At 34.7% G+C, this 21,881-nt stretch carries 18 protein-coding genes; 6 read left to right on the top strand and 12 right to left on the bottom strand.

The genetic code is table 11. The annotated features are described in order from the left end of the window. Positions 1–14: 14 nt before the first annotated feature. From KAOT1_RS20825 to KAOT1_RS20795, 7 genes are all read right to left on the bottom strand, one after another. Positions 15–2,783 (bottom strand): alpha/beta hydrolase family protein, encoded by a 2,769-nt coding sequence (locus KAOT1_RS20825; protein ID WP_007096892.1) that lies wholly within the window; start codon positions 2,781–2,783, stop codon positions 15–17. Between the two features lie 142 nt (positions 2,784–2,925). Continuing rightward, positions 2,926–4,236, bottom strand: a complete 1,311-nt coding sequence (gene nqrF, locus KAOT1_RS20820) for an NADH:ubiquinone reductase (Na(+)-transporting) subunit F (RefSeq protein WP_007096891.1) — start codon at positions 4,234–4,236, stop codon at positions 2,926–2,928. A gap of 1 nt (position 4,237) precedes the next feature. Continuing rightward, positions 4,238–4,960, bottom strand: a complete 723-nt coding sequence (gene nqrE, locus KAOT1_RS20815) for an NADH:ubiquinone reductase (Na(+)-transporting) subunit E (protein ID WP_007096890.1) — start codon at positions 4,958–4,960, stop codon at positions 4,238–4,240. Positions 4,961–5,035: 75 nt separating this feature from the next. Continuing rightward, positions 5,036–5,668: an NADH:ubiquinone reductase (Na(+)-transporting) subunit D gene (locus tag KAOT1_RS20810; protein WP_007096889.1), complete on the bottom strand. Its 633-nt coding sequence runs from the start codon at positions 5,666–5,668 to the stop codon at positions 5,036–5,038. Between the two features lie 3 nt (positions 5,669–5,671). Next, positions 5,672–6,466, bottom strand: coding sequence for a Na(+)-translocating NADH-quinone reductase subunit C (locus tag KAOT1_RS20805; RefSeq protein ID WP_007096888.1), 795 nt, complete (start codon positions 6,464–6,466; stop codon positions 5,672–5,674). Positions 6,467–6,468: 2 nt separating this feature from the next. Next, positions 6,469–7,695, bottom strand: coding sequence for an NADH:ubiquinone reductase (Na(+)-transporting) subunit B (locus KAOT1_RS20800; protein WP_007096887.1), 1,227 nt, complete (start codon positions 7,693–7,695; stop codon positions 6,469–6,471). Positions 7,696–7,699: 4 nt separating this feature from the next. Beyond that, on the bottom strand, positions 7,700–9,049 hold the full coding sequence (locus tag KAOT1_RS20795; RefSeq protein ID WP_007096886.1) for a Na(+)-translocating NADH-quinone reductase subunit A: 1,350 nt from the start codon (positions 9,047–9,049) through the stop codon (positions 7,700–7,702). 189 nt (positions 9,050–9,238) lie between these two features. Between KAOT1_RS20795 and KAOT1_RS20790 the strand changes: the two genes are divergently transcribed. After that, positions 9,239–10,498, top strand: a complete 1,260-nt coding sequence (locus KAOT1_RS20790; protein ID WP_040560202.1) for a type IX secretion system plug protein — start codon at positions 9,239–9,241, stop codon at positions 10,496–10,498. A gap of 139 nt (positions 10,499–10,637) precedes the next feature. Further along, positions 10,638–11,024 (top strand): Co2+/Mg2+ efflux protein ApaG, encoded by a 387-nt coding sequence (gene apaG / locus KAOT1_RS20785; protein WP_007096884.1) that lies wholly within the window; start codon positions 10,638–10,640, stop codon positions 11,022–11,024. Between the two features lie 235 nt (positions 11,025–11,259). On the opposite strand, the gene KAOT1_RS20780 is transcribed toward apaG, so the two are convergent. From KAOT1_RS20780 to KAOT1_RS20770, 3 genes are all read right to left on the bottom strand, one after another. Beyond that, entirely contained in the window at positions 11,260–12,222 is a 963-nt protein-coding gene (locus KAOT1_RS20780; protein ID WP_007096883.1) for a hypothetical protein, read from the bottom strand. Between the two features lie 101 nt (positions 12,223–12,323). Continuing rightward, positions 12,324–13,337, bottom strand: a complete 1,014-nt coding sequence (locus KAOT1_RS20775) for a DUF6695 family protein (protein ID WP_007096882.1) — start codon at positions 13,335–13,337, stop codon at positions 12,324–12,326. After that, positions 13,330–14,058, bottom strand: a complete 729-nt coding sequence (locus KAOT1_RS20770; protein ID WP_007096881.1) for an NRDE family protein — start codon at positions 14,056–14,058, stop codon at positions 13,330–13,332. Before KAOT1_RS20770 ends, KAOT1_RS20775 begins: the two co-directional genes overlap by 8 nt. Positions 14,059–14,269: 211 nt before the next feature. Here KAOT1_RS20770 and pruA point away from each other — a divergent pair, with 211 nt between their 5' ends. After that, complete coding sequence (gene pruA, locus KAOT1_RS20765) at positions 14,270–15,895, top strand: L-glutamate gamma-semialdehyde dehydrogenase (protein ID WP_007096880.1); 1,626 nt, start codon at positions 14,270–14,272, stop codon at positions 15,893–15,895. 166 nt (positions 15,896–16,061) lie between these two features. Beyond that, entirely contained in the window at positions 16,062–18,479 is a 2,418-nt protein-coding gene (locus tag KAOT1_RS20760) for a T9SS type A sorting domain-containing protein (RefSeq protein ID WP_040559757.1), read from the top strand. Positions 18,480–18,591: 112 nt separating this feature from the next. Here KAOT1_RS20760 and KAOT1_RS23135 read toward each other — a convergent pair whose 3' ends face one another. Both KAOT1_RS23135 and KAOT1_RS20755 read right to left on the bottom strand, forming a co-directional pair. Continuing rightward, positions 18,592–18,741 carry a hypothetical protein gene (locus KAOT1_RS23135; protein ID WP_007096878.1) on the bottom strand — a complete coding sequence of 50 codons (150 nt, stop codon included), beginning with the start codon at positions 18,739–18,741 and terminating at the stop codon, positions 18,592–18,594. A 254-nt stretch (positions 18,742–18,995) separates the two neighbouring features. After that, complete coding sequence (locus KAOT1_RS20755; protein ID WP_007096877.1) at positions 18,996–20,315, bottom strand: Omp28-related outer membrane protein; 1,320 nt, start codon at positions 20,313–20,315, stop codon at positions 18,996–18,998. A 230-nt stretch (positions 20,316–20,545) separates the two neighbouring features. Here KAOT1_RS20755 and KAOT1_RS20750 point away from each other — a divergent pair, with 230 nt between their 5' ends. Next, positions 20,546–21,034, top strand: a complete 489-nt coding sequence (locus KAOT1_RS20750; RefSeq protein WP_040559755.1) for a TlpA family protein disulfide reductase — start codon at positions 20,546–20,548, stop codon at positions 21,032–21,034. 49 nt (positions 21,035–21,083) lie between these two features. After that, the coding region (locus tag KAOT1_RS23620; protein WP_007096875.1) for a DUF6029 family protein at positions 21,084–21,881 on the top strand (798 nt) is incomplete at its 3' end.

Here is a 21,881-nt window from a genome sequence, read left to right as displayed (position 1 = left end):
AAGTAGTATTGATTTTATTCTTTATCGAGATCATACCCAAAGTTGATTCCTTTTTCTCTCCTTGGAATTCCTTTGGTCATCCATACTGGCGGTGGCGCATCTTTTAAGTAGTGATCGAAAAACTGCATCATTCTGATAGATAAATCTTGTTTATTTTTCACTTTACGTAAGTTGTGTGCTTCGTTGTTGTATACTAACATCCAAACAGGTTTTTGCAGTCTACGCATTCCCATAAATAATTCAATTCCTTGATAGTATGGAACTGCGCCATCGTTGTCATTGTGCATGATAAGCAATGGTGTTTCTACATTTGGCAAACTGAATAATGGTGAGTTTTTTACGTATAAATCAAAACCATCCCATAAGTTTTTACCAATACGACTTTGTGTTTTTTCATATTGAAACATTCTGCTGTAACCGCTTCCCCAACGAATTCCGCCATATGCAGATGTCATGTTACTCACAGGTGCTCCTGCCATTGCCGCCTTGAATTTATTTGTTTTGGTAATGAGATATGCTACTTGATATCCACCCCAACTTTGACCTTGCAACGCCATACGATTGCTATCAATGTATCCTTTCTTTTCCATCATTTCTACACCCGAAATTACACAATTGTATGCGTCGTCTCCTGGCTGCCCTGTTTTGTATACAATATCTGGTGTGAAAACAATATAATCATTGCTTACAGCATAAATTTTGTTTACAGTAGATGCACTAGGTTGTGGCGAGTAATGATTGTGAAGTCCGTCAGAGCTTCTTTCATAGAAATATACAATCATTGGATACTTTTTGGAAGGATCAAAATTTTCTGGTTTATGTACAATTCCTTTTAGTTTTGTACCATCGTATGCTTTCCAAGAAACCAATTCAGCAGTTCCCCATTTAAAGTTTTTTTCATGCGGATTAACGTCAGTGATTTTATCGTATGTATTAAAGTTGTCCGTTGTTACAAGAAGGTCTTCAAATGTTTTAAAATTTTCTTTGGTAAATACTTCAACAGTTCCTTCTTCCGCTTTTTGTAGTAGATAAATTATATGATTTTTAGGTGCAATTTTTTCTGTTAATTTCCCTTTGTCATCTAAAAGATAGATGCCGTGTGCTTTTGTTTTTTCATCAAATCCAACAAGTAACAGTTCATCATTTACGTATCTTGCCAACGAAAAATTGTCTCTTACCCTTCTGGTACGAAATGTTATTTTTTTTCTTCTTCCTTTCTTCGTGATATTTTTAGGTTTCGTTTTTCCATTTGGCGAAACTGCCCATATATCATATTTATCATAAAATAATATATTTCCTTCTTTGTCATAACCTCCTGAGTTATACGGACGCGCTGCGGCTGGAATATCATTATCTTCATTTGCAAAACTCACCTTGATATTTTGCGTCATGTTGTAACGCTCTAGTGTTTCTAAATTATACGAAATCCAATCATTTGTAGTGTTGTCAAAGTAAATTCCGTATTTACCATCTAATGAAATATCTACTCGTGAGGTTGCTTTTTTTATTAGCAATCGTTTTTTCCCAGTTTCTCTGTCAATTACATAATAATCATATTCCGAAGGCGATTTCCATGTTTGCGTTGCATACGGAGAGTTATCTATACCAACTATATATTTTGAAGCATATTTATCAAATAAATAAACAAAGTCTATTATATCATCTTGTAATTGTACGTGACGATCTTTATCAATATCATAGTACCTCTGCTTTGTGTCTTCTTTATTAGTCTTTTCAGTGGCTTTTTGTCTAGGTTGTGTTATTTTATCTTTCCAATGCCAAACATCTACTTGCGGAATTTCATCATCTAGTAAGGTAGTGTCTTTTTTGTATTGACTTTTTATTTTTGAATAGTAATATAAACGTTTTCCATCTTCTGAGAAGAATGGTGGTTTTGCTTCACTTAGCGTTTGATTTTTACCAAATTGCTTTTCTTCATTTTCAACTAATAGTTTTAGCTTGTTTTCTTTGTAAAGAAATAATTTGAATGGTACTGAATCTGTTTTTACAGAATCTCTTTCAGCAATATACGCAAGTTGATTTCCTTGTTTGTTTACTCTTAATTTTTTGTAATCGTATAGTAAAGTATCAATTACTTTTTTTGAGTTAGCAGCTACATTATATGCAAAAACTCCTTTGGCTTTTTTCTTTCTTTTTGGATGCTTAGTGGTGTAATAAAACGTGTTTCCTTCTTCAGGAATTATGAAATCTTTGATATTAAAAATAGTATCTTTTCCTTTTGTTTTTAGGTTGTAAACTAATGCATAGTTATTTTTCCATGCTGGCAAACTGTCTCCTTTTATCGAGTCTTTTTTGTTTTTAAATTTTTCAATAACTAAATAGTCGCTATTCCTTTTTGATAGTTTGTATGATTTTATTCGTGTAATAGAATCGTAGATTTTGTTTGAAGCTACATCATAGATATACAATACATCTTTTTGCTTGTCCTTGTCTTTTACTTTCTTCTTTTTTTCATTCCTTTTTGTGACATAATCAGCTTTTTTTCTGAATATGACAAATTTCTCATCGTCTGTGATAGCCGTTTCGCTACCATTAAAATAATGTGTTGAATCTTTTGTTTGTGTGTTGTAAATATGAACATAACCATCGCCACGACCTGTACGCGTTACGATTGTTGAAGCGATTATTTTACCTTTTTTTGAGACTTTGACATCACTCATTGACTTCCATAAATCGTAATCGTCATGGGTAATTGGCTTTTTTTGTGCAAAGGCTATTCCTATGGTAAGAATAAAGATGACTGAAAGTATTTTTTGAATCATTTTGTATTATAAATAGTAAGCTATAAAGATAAGCAGATTATTGCTTTTTCAAAGTACAATTATAAGATCTGTATGAAAATAGCATACAAAAAAAAGATCGTCAGTAGTGACGATCTTTTTTTGTATTGAATTGAAATGAGTTTTATCCTCCGAAATCATCAAATCGGATGTTTTCGTCTGGAATTCCAAAATCCTCACCCATTTTTTGAACAGCTTGGTTCATTAATGGTGGTCCACAGAAGTATAATTCAATATCTTCTGGAGTTTCATGATGGTTTAAGTAGTTGTCAATTACACAGTTGTGAATAAATCCTACAAAACCGTCTCCTTCTTCATCGTTGATATCTTTTTTCACTTTCCAGTTATCTTCTTCTAACGGCTCAGAAAGTGCCATGTAGAATTTGAAGTTTGGAAAATCTCTTTCTAATTCTCTAAAGTGCTCAATGTAGAATAGCTCACGCTTAGAACGTCCTCCGTACCAATATGTAACTTTTCTTCCTGTCTTGATCGTTTTGAATAAGTGGTACAAATGCGAACGCATTGGCGCCATTCCTGCTCCACCTCCAACGTACAGCATTTCTGCATCCGATTCGTTGATAAAGAACTCTCCATAAGGTCCTGAAATAACTACTTTGTCTCCTGGCTTTTGAGCAAATATGTATGATGATGCAACTCCTGGATTTACATTCATCCATTGGTTTTTAGCTCTGTCCCATGGCGGTGTTGCAATACGAACGTTCAACATGATTTCACGTCCTTCTGCTGGATATGAAGCCATTGAGTAAGCACGCTCTACAGTTTCAGTATTTTTCATTACCAAAGGCCATAATCCGAACTTATCCCACTCAGCTTGAAATTTGTCTGGAGTTTCATGTTCTTCTGGATGTGCCGTAATGTCGATATCTGCATATTTTATCTCACATGGAGGAATTTCAATTTGAATATATCCACCAGCTTTGTAACCCATATCTTCTGGAATTTCAACAACAAATTCCTTAATGAATGATGCTACATTGTAGTTACGAACTACGACAGCTTCCCACTTTTTAATTCCGAATACTTCTTCTGGAATTGTAATGTTCATGTCTTGCTTTACTTTTACCTGACAAGCTAAACGTGCTCCATGTTTTAGTTCTTTTCTCGTAAAGTGCGGAACTTCCGTAGGCAATGCTTCTCCTCCACCTTCTAATACGTGGCACTCACATTGAATACATGTTCCACCACCACCACAAGCAGATGGTAAAAATATTTTTTCGTTTCCTAAAGTAGATAAAAGCGTACTTCCTGAAGCTACTTCAATTTCACGTTCACCATTAATGGTAATTTTTACGGGTCCTGATGGTGATAGTTTTTGCTTTACAAATAACAATAGAGAAACCAATACTAATGTAATTAGTAAAAAGGCCGCTACAGTTGCTATGATTGTTCCTGTTGTACTTGCTGCTAATATCATATTAATCAATTACTTTTGTATTGTTAGCGATTTCATTTGTAGTACTCTTGTCTTGTACAGTTTCGATCTGAGCTGATTTGTCTTCAAGTGCTTCACCTTCTTCATCACCACCTGTTAACATACCTCCAAAACTCATAAATCCGATAGCCATTAATCCTGTAATGATAAAGGTAATTCCTAAGCCTCTTAATGGCGCTGGTACATTTGAATATCTGATTTTTTCACGAATGGCTGCAATAGCTAAGATGGCTAAGAACCATCCGATTCCTGAACCAATGCCGTACGTAGTTGCCAAACCTAAAGTCGCAATTTCTCTTGACTGCATAAATAACGAACCTCCTAAGATGGCACAGTTTACCGCAATTAATGGTAAAAATATCCCTAGTGAGTTGTATAGTGATGGAGAAAATTTCTCTACGATGATTTCTACCAATTGTACCATGGTTGCAATGGTTGCAATAAACATGATAAATGATAAGAAACTTAAATCGTAATCAGCATATTCTGCTCCTAACCAAGATAAAGCACCTGGTTGTAGAATGAATTGGTCAAGTAACCAGTTTAAAGGTACAGTGATGGCAAGTACAAAAATTACTGCAGCACCCAATCCCACAGCAGTGGTCACTTTTTTAGATACAGCTAGGTAAGAACACATTCCTAAGAACGTAGCGAATACCATGTTATCTATGAATATTGATTTGAAAAATAATTCTATATGTTCCATATATTTTAGTATTGAGTTATGAGAAATTAGTATTGAGAAATCTCAGTTCTCATATCTAATAGCTCACTACTTTTTTTAGTCTTCTATTAAAGCTTTGTTTCTTGAACGTTGTACCCAAATAATGATTCCAACTACAATTAATGCCATTGGTGATAGTAGCATGAATCCGTTGTTTTCATATCCGAAAGCGTACAAACCAGTTTTTGCTACAGGATCACCAAGAATTTTAATTCCTAATAAAGTTCCTGAACCTAGTAATTCTCTAAAGAAACCTACAATGATTAAGATCACTGCGTATCCTAATGAGTTTCCAATTCCGTCTAAGAATGATCTCCAAGGTCCATTTCCTAAAGCAAAAGCTTCAAAACGCCCCATGATGATACAGTTTGTAATAATTAATCCGACGAATACTGATAGTGTTTTACTCAATTCATAAGCAAATGCTTTCAGTACCAAATCCACAATAATTACTAGAGTTGCTACAACAATAAGTTGCACAATAATTCTAATTTTTGATGGAATGATGTTACGCATTAACGAAATAACTACGTTTCCTACTCCAAGTACAAATAATACAGATATAGACATTACAATAGAAGCTTCGAGTTCTGCCGTAATTGCTAATGCTGAACAGATTCCTAATACCTGAATTGTAATCGGGTTATTATCTGCTAATGGGTCTAATATAAGTTTAGTATCTTTTCCCATGATTTATTGTTTATTTTTTAAGTTCTTGAAATATGGCACGTACAACTTCAAATCTTTTTTAATCATTGCTGTAACTCCGTCTCCTGTAATTGTTGCTCCTGCAATCGCATCAATTTCGTAATCTTTTTTATCTTGATTTGTAGGATCTGCATTCGATTTAGAAATCGTGATTCCTTTGAATACTCCTGCTTCCGTTAGCAAATGTTCTCCGTAAAAATCGTCCATAAAGTAACGTTGTTTGATATTTGCTCCAAGTCCTGGTGTTTCTCCTTTGTGGTCAAAATATGCTCCTTGTACAACCATATTTTCATCCATAGCAATATATCCCCAAATAGCATCCCAAAGACCTTTTCCTCTTATTGGCGCTATGTAGAATTTTTTACCTTCTTTTTCTCCTACAAATAATGGAAGTTTTCTATTTTTTCCAGCTTTTGCGTTGGCTTGTTGCTTTTTTACATCAATCAAATATGGCTCTTGTCCAGAGTTTTTCGCTTTGTATTCTTCTCTAGAAAGTTGACTTACAATTTTTCCATCTTTTACCTCTAAAACAACTTGATCTGTGATGTACTTTTCAAACTTTTCAGGAGCTTCATCTGTAGATATAAAAGTAGCGCTACCTGGCGTGTTGTTATTAATTCCCATCGCATACAAAATGTTTTGCTGCTTTTCTAAACGCTGATTTTCAGTAATCATTGGTTTTAATGCTGATGCTAAATAAGCAAGTAATGCACCTACCACCAATACCATTCCGATAGCGAATATTACGGTATATGAATTTTTATCTGTTCTCTTTTCCATCGTTAAGCTGTTTTTACTTTTAGACGTTTCATTCTTTTCTTCACATTGGCTTGAACCACATAATGGTCAATTGTTGGTGCAAATACATTCATTAATAGAATTGCTAAGAATACACCTTCTGGATATGCTGGATTGAATACACGAATCATAATCGAGATAAAACCGATTAAGAAACCATAAATCCACTTTCCTTTGTTTGTTTGTGAAGCAGTTACAGGATCGGTTGCCATGTATACGGCTCCAAATAATATACTTCCTATAATTAAATGTTGCCAGAATGGAACACTCATTAATCCGTAAAATTTGCTTGTATCAGGAATCCATCCTGCATCTACAACTCCGTTAAAGATTAATCCCATTACTAAAGCACCAATTATAGTACTTAGCATAATTCTCCAGCTTCCTACTTTTGTAAAGATTAAGAATAATGCACCAATGATGATTAAGAATTTAGAGGTTTCTCCAACAGAACCAGGAATCAATCCCCAAAACATATCCCAATAGTCAATGCCTGGTAATGTACTGTTCTGTGCGTATGCTCCTAAGAGTGTTTCTCCCGAAATAGCATCTACATTTTGTCCTGCTGCTATTTGTTGTGATCTTTCAACTGCTCCGTGAACCCATACTTTATCTCCTGACATCCAAGTTGGATATGCAAAGAATAAAAAGGCTCTAATGGTTAATGCTGGATTTAAGATATTCATTCCTGTTCCACCAAAAACTTCTTTTCCGATGACAACACCAAAAATTACCGCTACTGCCAACATCCATAATGGAATATCAACGGGTACAATAAGTGGCACTAACATTCCTGTTACTAAGTATCCTTCTTCTACTTCATGTCCTTTGATAACTGCGAATAAGAATTCAACCGCCAATCCGACACCATAAGATACAATGACTAATGGCAATACTTGCCAAGCACCGAGAATTAAGTTATCGAGCGTCCAAAAAGAAGCGCCCAAGAAACCATCTGCAGCTTCAATTGCTCCAGTGGCTAAATAGTGTTGGTAACCCGCATTGAACATTCCGTAAATTAAACATGGAACTAATGCCATGATTACTGTGTTCATCGTACGCTTTAAATCGTCGGCCGCTTTTACGTGTGTTCCGCCGTGCGTAGTTTCGTTAGGTAAGTATAAAAATGTATGCAACGCATTGAACGCCGGCGCCATTTTTTTTCCTTTATACTTTTCCTTTAAATTATGTAATTTACTTTTCAAGCTCATAGCGTTATCCTATTTCTTTAAGCATTAAGTCTAAACCTTCTCTAATGATCTTTTGATGTGGCTGTTTTGACACACATACAAATTCTGTCAATGCAAAATCTTCAGGTGCAACTTCGTACATTCCTAAAGCTTCCATTTCATCCAAATCTGCATACATACACGCTTTTAGCGTTTGCATTGGGTAAATATCTAGTGGAAATACTTCTTCGTACGTTCCTGTAGTTACAAAAGCACGATGTTCTCCGTTTGTATTTGTATTTAGATCGTATTTTTTGTTTGGTTTTAACCAAGAGAATGTAAGTGCTCTTGAAGTACTTACTTTATTGAAGATTGGCTTGTTCCATCCGAAAAATTCGTAATCGTCACCTTCTGGAATTGCCGTAATTTGATTGTCATAATATCCTAAAACACCTTCTGCACCTTCTTGTCTTCCTGAAAGCACATTTCCGCTAATAACACGTGTATTATCTAGATTGATGTTTCCTGCAACAAGGTCTTTAATATTTGCGCCAGCAATTGCTGTTACGTATTTCGGGTTTGAAATTTGTGAACCTGTTACAGCAATAGTTCTTGTGGCATTGAATTTACCCGTAAGCAAAACTTCTCCAATGATGATTAAGTCTTGTGCTGCAATTGTCCAAACAGTTTCTCCTTTATTTACAGGATCAATTTTATTGATGTGCGTCCCAACGTTTCCTGCTGGATGCGGACCTGAAACAGTATGAGAAGTTGTACCTGCAACATTTGCTAAAGGAGAATTACCTCCTTTTTTCGTAACTACATGAACACTTCCTTCCGTAAGTTTCGTTAAAGCTGTCAATGCTGCTGTCAATTCAGCTTCTTTCCCTGCTAACACATACTCTAAATCTGCAGCTAAAGGCGCACTATTGTGACCTGAAACAAAGATCGCTTTTGGCGAATTTGCTGGATTTGCAATTACGTCATACGGACGTTGTTTGATAAATGGCCAACATCCTGTAGCAAGCAAATGTGCTTTGACTTCTTCACCAGACATTTTTGAAGCATCTTTTTTTCCGAAATCGTGATGTACTTGTGTAGCATCTGCCAAAATTCTAATTTCTAAAATTTTACGCTTTGCTCCACGAATAATCTCTGAAATTTCTCCGCTTACAGGAGAAGGAAATACTAATGTCTCGTCTGATTTTGAATGGAAAAGTGCCTCTCCGGCTTTAATTTTGTGACCGACTTTCACTAATAATTTAGGAATAATACCGTGAAAATCTTCTGGCTTTATCGCATAATAACTACTAGCCTTTGCAGCATCAGTAGTTTTTTCTGCTTCGCCAACAAGCTTAATATCTAAGCCTTTTTTTATGCGAATGTCTTTTGACATAGTTATGGATTTTTTCTAAAAAACATGCAAATTTAAGCATTTAGTAACTCAACTAAAAGCCAATAGAGAACTATAAAATTTATTTATACTGATTCTAAATTAAGTGTTTATTGCAATGTTTTCTTTGCTCCAAATTGAAAAAATCGTTTGGGCATGCATTTTGCGTATCTTTACAAAAAATCTAAACGAATGAAGCTTCGCATTTTTCAAATTTTCACTTTTTTAGCTTTTGTAAACCTTTCTTTACAAGCGCAAACCAAACCTTTAGAAGAAGTTGATCCTCCATACTTTATAAAAAGTATCGAACTCGCTGGTACTAATCAAGGTGATCAATTTCCTGTTTTAAAACTGGGTGAACCTTTAAAGATTACGTTTGATGATATTAATGGTGATGAAGCTGATTACTATTATAAAATAGTGCATTGCAATTACGATTGGACACCTTCCAATCTCGCGAAAGCACAATACATGCAAGGTTTTGACAATCAGCGCATTATTAATTATGAGAATTCATTTAATACGTTACAATTGTATTCTAATTATAGATTGACAATTCCGAACAACTTGACAACCTTGTTACTTACCGGAAACTATATGCTTTCTATTTATAATGACGATGACGAATTGATGTTTTCTAGGAAGTTTATCGTATATCAAAATTCTGTAGGTGTTGCCGCAGCTGTACATAGAACGCGTGATTTAAATACAATTCAGCAAAATCAACTGATTCAATTTGAGATCAATTCGCCGAATATGTTGTTGCGAAATCCTGAACGTGAAGTAAAGGTTGCTATTTTACAGAATTACAATTGGAAAACTGCTATCACGAATATTAAACCGCAATATACTATTGGCAAACGATTGATTTATCGCTACAATACCGAAACAAGTTTTCCTGGCGGAAACGAATATTTTAATTTTGATAATAAAGAAATTCGAGGCGGAAATGTAAGCATTGCAAGTATTGAGTTGAAAGATGTGTATCAAAATTATTTACACACCAATGCAACACGCGCTTTACAGCCATATACATTTAATCCAGATATTAACGGAGATTTTCTTATCAATACAATTCAAGGAACGGATCCTTCAATTGAAGCCGATTATGCCATGATCCATTTTTCCTTAGAGAATTATATGGAATTACCAAATAGTAAAATTTACGTACAAGGACGTTTTAACAACTACGCAATCAATGAAGAAAATCAATTGTTTTACAATTCTGAAACCGATCTATACGAAGCGCAACTATTATTAAAACAAGGATTTTACAATTATAAATATGTGGTTGTCAACGAAAAAGGTGAAGTAGACACAACAAAAATAAGTGGTTCTAATTTTGAAACAGAAAATGATTATTTGATTATTGTGTACTTCCGAAAGTTCGGCGAAATCTACGATAGTATTATTGGAATTGGCACGACAAACTCAAGTGTAATCAAGAATTAAAGCCTAATTTCAATTAAAATCGTTAAATTTTTCATGACTTTGAACAAAGTATTTAGAAAATTCGTATTTTTGAGTGTATTGTAATTTATGAAGCGTGCGTAATGACAGCATATTTTCATAAATTTTATAAACATTACAGATGATTCAACAGGTAACTAGAGGCATAAAAATATCCGTAGAGACAAGTTTTGAAGGTACTTTCTTCAAGAACTACAAGATGCATTTTGCTTTTGGCTATCAAATTACGATTGAAAACCAAAGTAAAGACTCTGTTCAGTTGACTTCAAGACACTGGCAAATTTTTGACGCCTTGAATAGTGTTGAAATTGTTGATGGCGAAGGTGTAATTGGTAAAAAACCTGTTTTAAAACCTGGAGAATCACACACATATCAATCTGGTTGTTTATTATCTTCTCCAATTGGTGCAATGCGCGGACATTATAATATGGTAAACTTCACAACTACAAAGAAGTTCAGAGTTTTTATTCCTACTTTTAAATTAAGTGCGCCATTTGCGTTGAACTAGACTTTAGGTGTTGGGCGTTGGGTTTTAGGTCTTTAGTTTTGGGTAATAGGAATTAGTGTTGTTACAAGTACACTTTGAAATCACGAAGAACAAATCCACAAAAAACAAAAAAACTCTAAAAGGCAAAGCCACGTCTGAAAGCAAAACAATACTGCAATCCTAAAAATGGCATCAGAAACAACCTTAAACCCTTAAATTTTTAAATCCTTGAATTGATGAGCAAAGCGAACCCAAACTACTCAAAATCCAATACATTTTCCGCTTGAATTAAATACATTAACGCATCTATCTTTTTATACATTTTATTGAAAAAAATTCGTTGTTCTTTTTTTCCTGCGGTAGATAATAATTTGGAATTTCGCATTTGTCGTTGTAAATGTTCATCTACCTGTGTTAGTGTTTTGGTATCACTCGTTTTATAATAGGACAAAATAGTATATGGAACAAACAAGGTTTTTATAATTGGAGTTTTCACTAAAACCGTATTATTCATCAATAATAATTCATTGTAAAACAACCTGTATTGTGGCTCATTGGCAACTTTTTCTTCAATCATTGCTATCAGTTGCTTTATATCCTCACACAATTTCAACGCTATTGTTTCTGTTAATAACGTCGATTTGTAATAAAAATGAATTTGTTTCAACGTACTATTAATCGTAGTTACATCCCAAATTTCAGTAACTTTTAAATTTGCGTACAATTCGCCCAAGCGTGATGCGGCAGAGACTAACGAAACCGAAGGTGCAAAGTTTTCAAAAGCACCTACTTTTTGTTCATCTCCCAATAATTGTAACCAAACATACATTTTAAATCGTGATAATATATTGTCAGAAGATGTATAAAATATAGGCAAATCCTTAGCTGAATAGATGATTTCTGAATCTTTAATCGCTAGAATTTGCTTTAAATTTTCATAAGATGCTTCAAAATAAGCTTGCAATTCTGCTTGCGAAGTTATCATTTGCGTTTTTTCTACAGCAATCACATTTTGCAATCCGATTTCATACAATTGATCGATTGACATATTAAAATGGCGTGACAATTTGATCGCTTCTTCCAACGAAAGTTTACTTTTTAAGCTTGTGCGTCGGTGTGCGGCATCATAACTAATGTCCAAAACCTCAGCAACAGTATCAATCAAAGAAGTATTTGCTGGCAACGCTTCTTTAAGTTTGGAAAGAAAAAATTCTTGCATACAATTTGTGATTTTCACAAAAATAAAGTTTTTCAATTGCTATTCCTACGATTAATCTTGTAATTATTACAATATGCTTAATGAAAAATATATCAGATTTTTTATGCAATCGACAGCGTGTAATCTTCCTGAAAACTAAAATAATACACAACATTATTTTGTAAAATATTGCAATACGCACAATTGGAATCATAAATAAACTCGTATGGCTGTTGCACATCAAATTCAGGATTGTTTACTTTAAAAATTCCGTCAACATCTACAGTTCCATACGGAGAAATTCGGCGAATTCTATAACAATAGATCATTGCAGGAAGCGCTTCAATTTCAAACCAAACTCCTGAACCAATTCCTGAAAGCCATTGTGCATTTTCTGAAAGTACATCAAGTTTTTTAGGTTCAATATTTCCTAATAAATTTGGTTCGTGATTTTTCAATCGATCTAAAAAACAGCGCATAGTTTCCTTTCTAGAAGTAGAATCAAAAATATTTACTTTATCACCGACAACTTCATATACGTGTTTTGTCGTATTCGCCAACATCACATTTCCAACAGTACTTGGCGTAAACCACGTAGACTTTTTAAGTTGTTTTCTAATTTTTGAATTTGTCACGGAAGCAATCAACGTATCTGTCACAAATCGGGCGCAATTGGAAGCATTTTTTAAGAAAGCCGCATACGTGGTAGAACCTTGACGCAAGCAATACTCAATATAATTTTGAGCAACTTCATAATCAACTTGATCGCATACGGAAGCAATCATTCTTCCTTCGCCGTGTGTCAACGCTGGATGGTTTCCTAAAAAGTGTAAAATTTCTTTTAAATTGACAATTTCGCCGTTGCGGATGATTGCCTGTAGCGGAAAATCCAATTCACGATCGCGCACTTTTGATCGGACACGTCCGTAAGACAATTTCGTCACATAACGTCCATAATCGTAATAATCCAGATTTCCAGTAGTTTTATCAATCAAAACCAACGCGGCGTGTCCCGCACGAATGTAATGCTTCTTCCCGATTCCTATAAATCTCAGAAAAGGTGAATACCATTCTTCGGCAGTTCTTACAATGGTATCAGGATATGCCAACGTAAGTATAATTCCCGAATTATTCATGCAATGCTTCTATAGTATTAAATGAAATAGTGCTAACAGTATCTTTAACAAGATTGTGATATTTCATTGAAATAGTATCAGCATCTTTTTCTATTTGTGTAATACTGATGGTTTTTACGACATTTCTATCCATAATTACAGCTACATTCGGATCGCCAACACCGGCAGTTTTGTGGAAGTTTAGTAATGTATTTGCGCTCAAATTTTCTTTCTGTTGAAATGTTGCAAACCAATCACGACGCAACTGCTTCATTTTTTCAGTATATAACGTAGAAGACGACCAAATATGTGGAACTGTTAGCGGTAACTTTTGAAAATGCTTTTCTTCGCCATCCCAAACCAATTCAAAAAGCTGTAACGTATTGTTCCAGTCAGCAAGTACGATTGTAAAAGGTTCTATCAAATTGAGATTGTAATTTTTTACAGTTGATTCAATATCAGAAGCTGTCAAAAAATCTTTCACAACCACACCACGACTGTGTCGATATTTAGGCAAACGCACATGCTTTTCAAAACCTCCATTTAATAGGCAAACTACACGTTTTTGGTTACTCATTCCAATCCAAGTTCCGCCACCGAGCGCATCTTTCGGGAAGATCAATTTTGTATCAGAAATCGTATAGATTGCAGGTTCTTTTGTCTCTCTTTTCGGCGATTCATCTCGGTTTGAGGTTAACACAAATGCATCATTTCCTTTGTAAATAAAACTAACTGTACACATAGTAGCTTTTGTCTGTCTTTAAGCTGACAACTTACAAAATTTTCATTAGATATTCCCCTAAATTATGAAATGTGTATTTTTTTTGAAATCCAGTGAGAAATTAGCAAGAAACTAGAAATTCATCGAAAAATCAAAATCCCAATAAAGGTGCTTTTTTTTTGTATCTTTGCACCTCAAAAATTTAATACAAACACTATTAACAATACAACCTATGGGAAAAGGATTTTTTCAAGTTCCAACAGCCATCAATGAACCAGTAAAATCATACGCACCTGGAACTCCGGAAAGAGCTGCTGTAACTGCACAATACGATGCATATTTTAACGGAAATGTAGATGTACCAATGTATATTGGCAGTGAAGAAGTGAAAACAGGAAACACCAACACAATGTCTCCTCCACACGATCACAAACATATTGTAGGAACCTATCATTTAGCAGAAAAAAAACATGTAACGCAAGCCATTGAAACTGCTTTGGAAGCTAGAAAAAAATGGGCGCAGTTAACTTGGGAACAACGTGCAGCTATCTTTTTAAAAGCTGCCGAGTTAATCGCTGGACCTTATAGAGCAAAAATAAATGCTGCAACCATGATTGCGCAATCAAAAACTGTACACCAAGCAGAAATTGATGCCGCTTGTGAATTGATTGACTTTTTACGTTTTAACGTAGAATTTATGTCGCAAATTTATGAGGAGCAACCAGATTCAGCAGAAGGAATTTGGAATCGTGTTGAATACAGACCATTAGAAGGTTTTGTATACGCCATTACACCTTTTAACTTTACTGCAATTGCGGCAAACTTACCTGCAAGTGCTGCCATGATGGGAAATACTGTTGTTTGGAAACCTAGTGACAGTCAGATTTTCTCTGCAAAAGTAATTGTAGATATTTTTAAAGAAGCTGGCGTGCCAGATGGCGTTATTAACGTTGTTTACGGTGATCCTGTAATGATAACTGACACTGTATTAGAGAGTCCAGATTTTGCTGGAGTTCACTTTACAGGCTCTACATACGTTTTTAAAGAACTTTGGAAAAAAATTGGAAATAACATTCACACATACAAAACCTATCCAAAAATTGTTGGAGAAACTGGTGGAAAAGACTTTATCGTGGCGCATCCAAGTGCAAATCCGAAGCAAGTTGCTACAGGAATTTCTCGTGGTGCTTTTGAATTTCAAGGGCAAAAATGTAGCGCAGCATCTAGAGTCTACTTACCAAAGTCGATTGCTGATGAAGTGCTTGACTATGTAAAAGAAGACATTGCTTCTTTCAAAATGGGTTCTCCTGCTGATTTAGGAAACTTCATCACGGCAGTTATTCACGAAGGTTCTTTTGACAAATTGGCAAAATACATCGATCAAGCAAAAGCAGATGAAGATGCAGAAGTTGTGGCTGGTGGAAACTACGACAAATCGAAAGGATACTTTATTGATCCAACAGTAATTGTTACCAAAGATCCAAAATACACAACCATGGAAACGGAATTATTCGGACCTGTTGTAACTGTGTATGTGTACGAAGATGCAGATTGGTCAGAAACATTAAAGTTAGTTGACGAAACTTCTGAATACGCTTTAACTGGAGCCGTATTCTCAGGAGATCGTTATGCAATTGACGAAGCTACAAAAGCATTAGAAAACTGTGCTGGAAACTTCTACATCAACGACAAACCAACTGGAGCCGTTGTAGGACAGCAACCATTTGGTGGAGCAAGAGCTTCTGGAACTAACGACAAGGCTGGTTCTGCTCAAAACTTATTACGTTGGGTTTCTCCACGACTCATCAAAGAAACATTCGTAACGCCAATTGATTACAGATATCCATTTTTAGGATAAAACAATCTTATATATTTTATAGAAAAGCTGAAGATATTGTCTTCGGCTTTTTTGTTTAAAAGTATCTACTACATTTACCATTTACAATATTTAAGCGATAAAAAATTCATATTTCACAATAAATATGTTAATTTTCTACGATTTTTTAACCCCTAAATCATTGTATATGAAGCTGAAATTACTATTTCTTTTGTTTCCAATCTGTCTTTTTGCTCAGATAGATAGCAATTATGTTAAATTAAATTCTATTCCGAAACAAACAGAAACACTTGTTACAGAAACAGCTCCGTTTTCTGTCTTAAAAAATCATTCGGATTATCACAGCATGTACAGTTTGTTGCAAGCTTCTAAAGAATTGTCGCATGCAGGAAAAACAACTCCTTTTCTTTCTATCGAAAACAATATGCGCGTTACTTCATACAATGAAACAATCAAAATTGCAGGAATTTATGCCGAATATGAAATTGTAAATCCAGAAGCTATTTCCAACAACGACATTATTATAGAAAATAACACGTATAAAGTTCGCCAAAATGCTACAGAAACTGTTTTTAAGCAGAAAAAAGAAGTGTTCATTGCGCCTTTGAGCGTTCATAAACACGGATTACAAACTACTTTTTATATAGATCGCTCTTTATTTAACGCTGACGCGGAAACAAATATTTCTCAATTTTTTGTTGATTTTGACAATGGTAATGGCTTTGTTGCGGTGAACTTTGATACGCCAATTGCTATCAATTACACAAGCGCAGGAAAGAAGCAACTCACATTTAAAGTACGTTTGGTTTCTGGAGAAGAAAAAATAGTCTCCTCACAATTGATTGTTCACGGAAAAACTACTGCCGAGAATGAAGAAAATTCACAAGGAATTACAGCTTCTATAAGTCCAGATTTATCAATCTATTCGGGCGCAACTAATTTTGCTGGTATGGGAGAATATGAAGTCTTTTTAGGTGCAGGCAATACCGACATTACCAAACCTATTATTGTTATTGATGGTTTTGATCCTGGCGACACTCGCAATATTAGTGCCGTTTACGACTTACTTACCTATACTGACAACAACGGAACGACTCAAAATTTAGCAGATCGCATACGTACGGAAGAAAGTTTTGATATTATTGTGTTAAATCTTCCGCAATATTTACGTTTGGCAGACAATTCACTCATGCTACTTAGTGATGTTACAGATACAAATAATGACCTAATTATAGATGTCAACGATTATCCTGTAGGTAGTGTAATAGTTGATGGCGGCGCAGATTATATTGAACGAAATGCCATGATTTTGGTAGAGCTTATCAATACAATTAACAGTCAAAAAGTAGGAAATGAACCTAACGTAATTATTGGTCCAAGTATGGGCGGATTGATTTCACGTTATGCGCTAAACTATATGGAAAGTGAACCTACGCTAAATCATGACACACGCTTGTGGATTTCTTTTGATTCTCCGCATTTAGGAGCAAATGTTCCGATAGGGTTTCAACATTTATTCAACTATCTCGCATACGGATTGGATACTTGGGTTGGAGATTTTAGTGTTGAATCGTTACGACCAATTGTAGACGGAATGCTAAAATCGCCTGCAGCACGACAAATGTTAACAGACCACATGGAAGCACATTTACAAAACGGTCAAATAGCCGATTTTGACAATAGCATTGTGCTGCCAACTGCGCATCCATTTAAAGATTTATTTTTTGACAGGATGAATAATTTAACAAATTCTGGTTTCCCCGAAAATTTACGTAAAGTTTCTATCATTAATGGAAGTGGAAATGGCGCGCCTTATCAAGATAAACTTGGAAATGATGTATTGCCGGGCAGAAAAGTATTAGATATAACCATAGAAGGTGTAGCTTTGTTGACAGATGCACATTTAAAAGTATGGTATACACATCCTGCGAATGTTTCAGATGAAGTAAGTAATATTTGGATTGATGCACCTTTTTTATGTTTCTGTGACATCAATGCTGCGGCAGATTCACGATCTCCATCATACACAAATGGAATTGACGCCGCTATGGGCGGATTGTTTGACTTAGGTGCTTTATCAGGCAGTTTCGTTGGTGGCGATCCTACAATTGATGCTTTCTTTTTAGGACTGGAAACTGATTATTTTAACTTCATCCCGACAATAAGTAGCATGGCTTTAAAAAACCAGAATGATTGGTATGCAGTTCCAAATCCAAGTACTGAAAATACGGTAAACGACACACCTTTTGACGATTGGTATATGCCACCATCTAATGAAGGACATGTGATTCTTACTGATCCAAATGTAACATTTGCCTGGAATGAAATTGTAGAATCTACGCTCAATGTTTCTACAAATGTGCAAAACAACAGCATACAAGTAACGCAGAATCCTACAAAAGATGTTTTAAAATTACGTGTGCAAACTTCTATCAACGAATTGACTATTTCAATACATGATATTTCAGGAAGAATCGTTTTAGACAAAGAAATAACCGTGACTTCTTCAAAATTAGAAGTTCCTATTTCACTTCAATCGGGCATGTATGTATTGCAATTAAAATTCAATGATAAAATTCAAACCGAAAAAATTATCATTCAGTAACTAAAAAAAGTTGTCTGGAAAGTAGAAAAATTGTTAAACCGAATAACATTTTAGGCTTTTTAGGCAACTTCTAAATTTTTTTAAAGAATTATTTGCGTGGTAAACGTAACTTTTAGCATACAAAAGCAGAACAACATACGTAATATCCGTCTTCATCTTGATGCCATAAATCACTTAACGCTCCACCTTTTAGCTCATGTACTCTAAAAGTTGAAACTACTTTTTTGTTTAAACCGATTTTTTTTAGGTTCCTTTTTTTCATGATAACATAGTTTTTGGTTAACAATCTAAATTTAATAAATATAACACACTGACTGATATGGTTTTACCATATTTAACAATTCAACCAAAAACAGATATTTGGTCATTATAATCGAATTAAACGTCCACAAAAACTCTTTTTAACAAACAGAAGACAAGAACCATTTGTAGAAAAAATCCATAAAAAAAGCGACTCAATTGAGTCGCTTTTTAGTATAAGAATCTAAGAGAATTCTAGCTAATTATAATTAAGTATTAGTTTGCTTGATAATCCTTATCAGTTCCTACGTGAGCTCCAGTAGCATTGATAACTTTGTTATCTGATCCTACAATCATTGCTACGATTGACATTTTGCTTCTGTCATTTACTAAAGCTGGTACTGGAATATCAAATACTTCTTTGTGTCTTTGTCCTGCTCCTGTGCTTCCTGCTGGAATTGCATCTCCAAAAACATCTGTAATAGAATGTCTTAAAGTGTGGTTGTGTACAAATTGAGAGATTGGATCTGCTCCACCATAGTAACTTGTGTAGTTTCTTTGAGAAGCAACAATTCCGTCCTCTAATACTAATACGACCAATTTAGCTCCTGGTGTACTTTGTGCAAAAGCAGCAGAAACGTATACTCTTAAGTTGTTTCCAACTACCATAGAGTTTAATGACAATCCAGAAGTTGTAGTTCCTGAAGCTAAGTTTGTAGCTTGTGCAACATTACTTGGCTCTGGGTAAGTCCAATCTACGTCTCTATTAAGAACAGCTGTTGGATATCCTGAAGTAACATATACATTATCTAAAGCAGCACTGTAAGAGTTCTCCATTGCATCTCCACTGTGTGCAGCGATAGCAAATACTCTGTCAGACTGAGCTTCTACTTGCTCAATTGCGTATGATACTCTTGGGCACCATCCGCACCATGTTCCTGTATAATCTTCAATAATTGCATTTTTAGCAAACGTTCCTGGCGCAGTATCGTCTGTTACTGGTAAGTTAAATACTGCAGAAGTAATTCCGTCTTTAGTTGCAGAAGCTTCGATATCAGCAATTTCAGTTGCCATAAATCTGTTTCCAACGATTTCAGTTCCGTTTACAGAAATTGTTGCTTCACTTGTAATTGTGTAATCATTTCCTCCGGCATCAGTTCCGATCACGATAAATTCAGCAGTATCTCCTACTTTGATACTTGTATCTGCACTTTCTACACGTAAAGCAGTAATCACTGGAGGCGTAACCTCAACATTGATAGCGCCACTTGTAAGTGTTTCATACTTTGCTGTAATTTGGAAAGATCCTGTAGCAGTTGGCGTATACTCTACTCCTGTAATTGCAGAGTTGTTTACTAATATAGTAGAATTGGCTGTTACATTTGATCCATCGTTTGCAGTAACTGTAAATGTAATAGATCCTCCTAATTCAATTGAGCTATCACTAGCATTTACAGTAATTGAAGTAATTCCTGAAGTTCCTCCACCTCCTGGTGGTGTCGTTGTTCCTCCGTCTCCGTCAGAATCGCTACTACAAGAGTAGACAAATAAAGCGGCTACAGCCAATAAGCATTTAAAGATGTTTTTTGTTTTCATAAGACATTTTTTGTTTATTAAAGTTTGGTAATGGTCTAATTTGCGCACTAATTTATATTAAATTTTTGTTAAAAAAAAGAAAAAACTAACAAACAGTAAATCAAACAAATAGCCTATAATTTATATAGAGAATGTGGGGAAAATGTTAAAATTGATTTATTTTATTTTTATTGTTTTTTTAACGCAAGCTTTTATATATTTACAGCATTCTCACTATTAAACTAAAAATTATGAAGTCAATTATGAGTATTGTTGTTGTATTCTTAATGTTTACAATACAAGCAAATGCGCAAAAAGAAATTCCAAATGTTACTATTAAAAATTTAGATGGAAGTGCCATCAGCATGAAAAAAATCACTGAAGAAAAAGGTGTGAAAATTTTAAGCTTTTGGGCAACTTGGTGTGTTCCTTGCATCAACGAACTGGATGCAATTAGCGAAGTATACGATGATTGGAAAGACGAAACAGATGTTGAATTGATAGCAATTGCTACTGATGATGCACGAACCAAAAAAAGAATTAAGCCTTTAATTAATGGTAAAGGTTGGGAATACAGAGTTCTTTTGGATGACAATCAAGATTTACAACGTTCATTAAACATCACTACAATTCCACATGTAATTGTTATTAAGGATGGAAAAATTGTATTTCGCCACACAGGATATTTCCCTGGCGCAGAAAATCAACTTTACGACGTAGTCAAGAAAAACGCAAAGTAACTACTGACTAACCAACCAAAATACTATACTAAACTAACTACATATTTACATGAAAAAATTACTATTCCTTTCTTTTGCATTGGCTTTTTCTATTGGATTCGCCCAAGAACAAGATGATGAAGATAAGAAAGATTGGGGAAGACTAACTGGTGGATTTGAATCAAATATACAATGGTATAATGATGATAAAAAACTAGGAAAGTTTGCCGAAGACGAACATTTTAGATCAAACAACTATCTAAAGTTAGATTACAACTACGGAAATTGGTTTGCAGGTATTCAAGTAGAATCATACGCACCAATGCCTTTACTAAATTACTCTCCTAAATTAGACGACTCTGGAATTGCATTGTACTACGCAATGTACAAAACAAGAAAACTAGAAGTAACTGCTGGTTATTTTTATGAACAATTTGGAAGCGGACTTATTTTAAGAGGTTGGGAAAACAGACCTTTAGGTATTAATAACGCATTTAGAGGTGGAAGAATAAAATACGATCCTTCAAATTCATTGTCTTTTACAGCAATGTACGCAAGACAACGTGATGGTTTTGAAGTATCAGAAGGTGAAATTTTTGGATTTAACTCTGAAATTGACCTGACAAATCTATTTAAACTGGAAACTTCTTCACTTTCTGCTGGATTAAGTTATGTGGGAAGAAAAGAAGACATTCCTGAAGAATTCCAAAATACAGGTTTTGACGAAATGACGAATGCATTTTCTGCACGACTCGATTATTCTGGAAATTCTTTCTATTCAGGAATTGAGTACATTACCAAAAGTGAAGATGCCATTGTAAATTCGCAAAGATATATTGAAAACTTTGTTGAAAGCGGAAGCGCACTT

It is taken from the genome of Kordia algicida OT-1 (assembly GCF_000154725.1).
GTDB classification, from domain to species: Bacteria; Bacteroidota; Bacteroidia; order Flavobacteriales; family Flavobacteriaceae; genus Kordia; species Kordia algicida.
The sequence above is the reverse complement of the archived record's forward strand: the minus strand, read 5'-3'. Positions and strand labels throughout refer to the sequence as shown.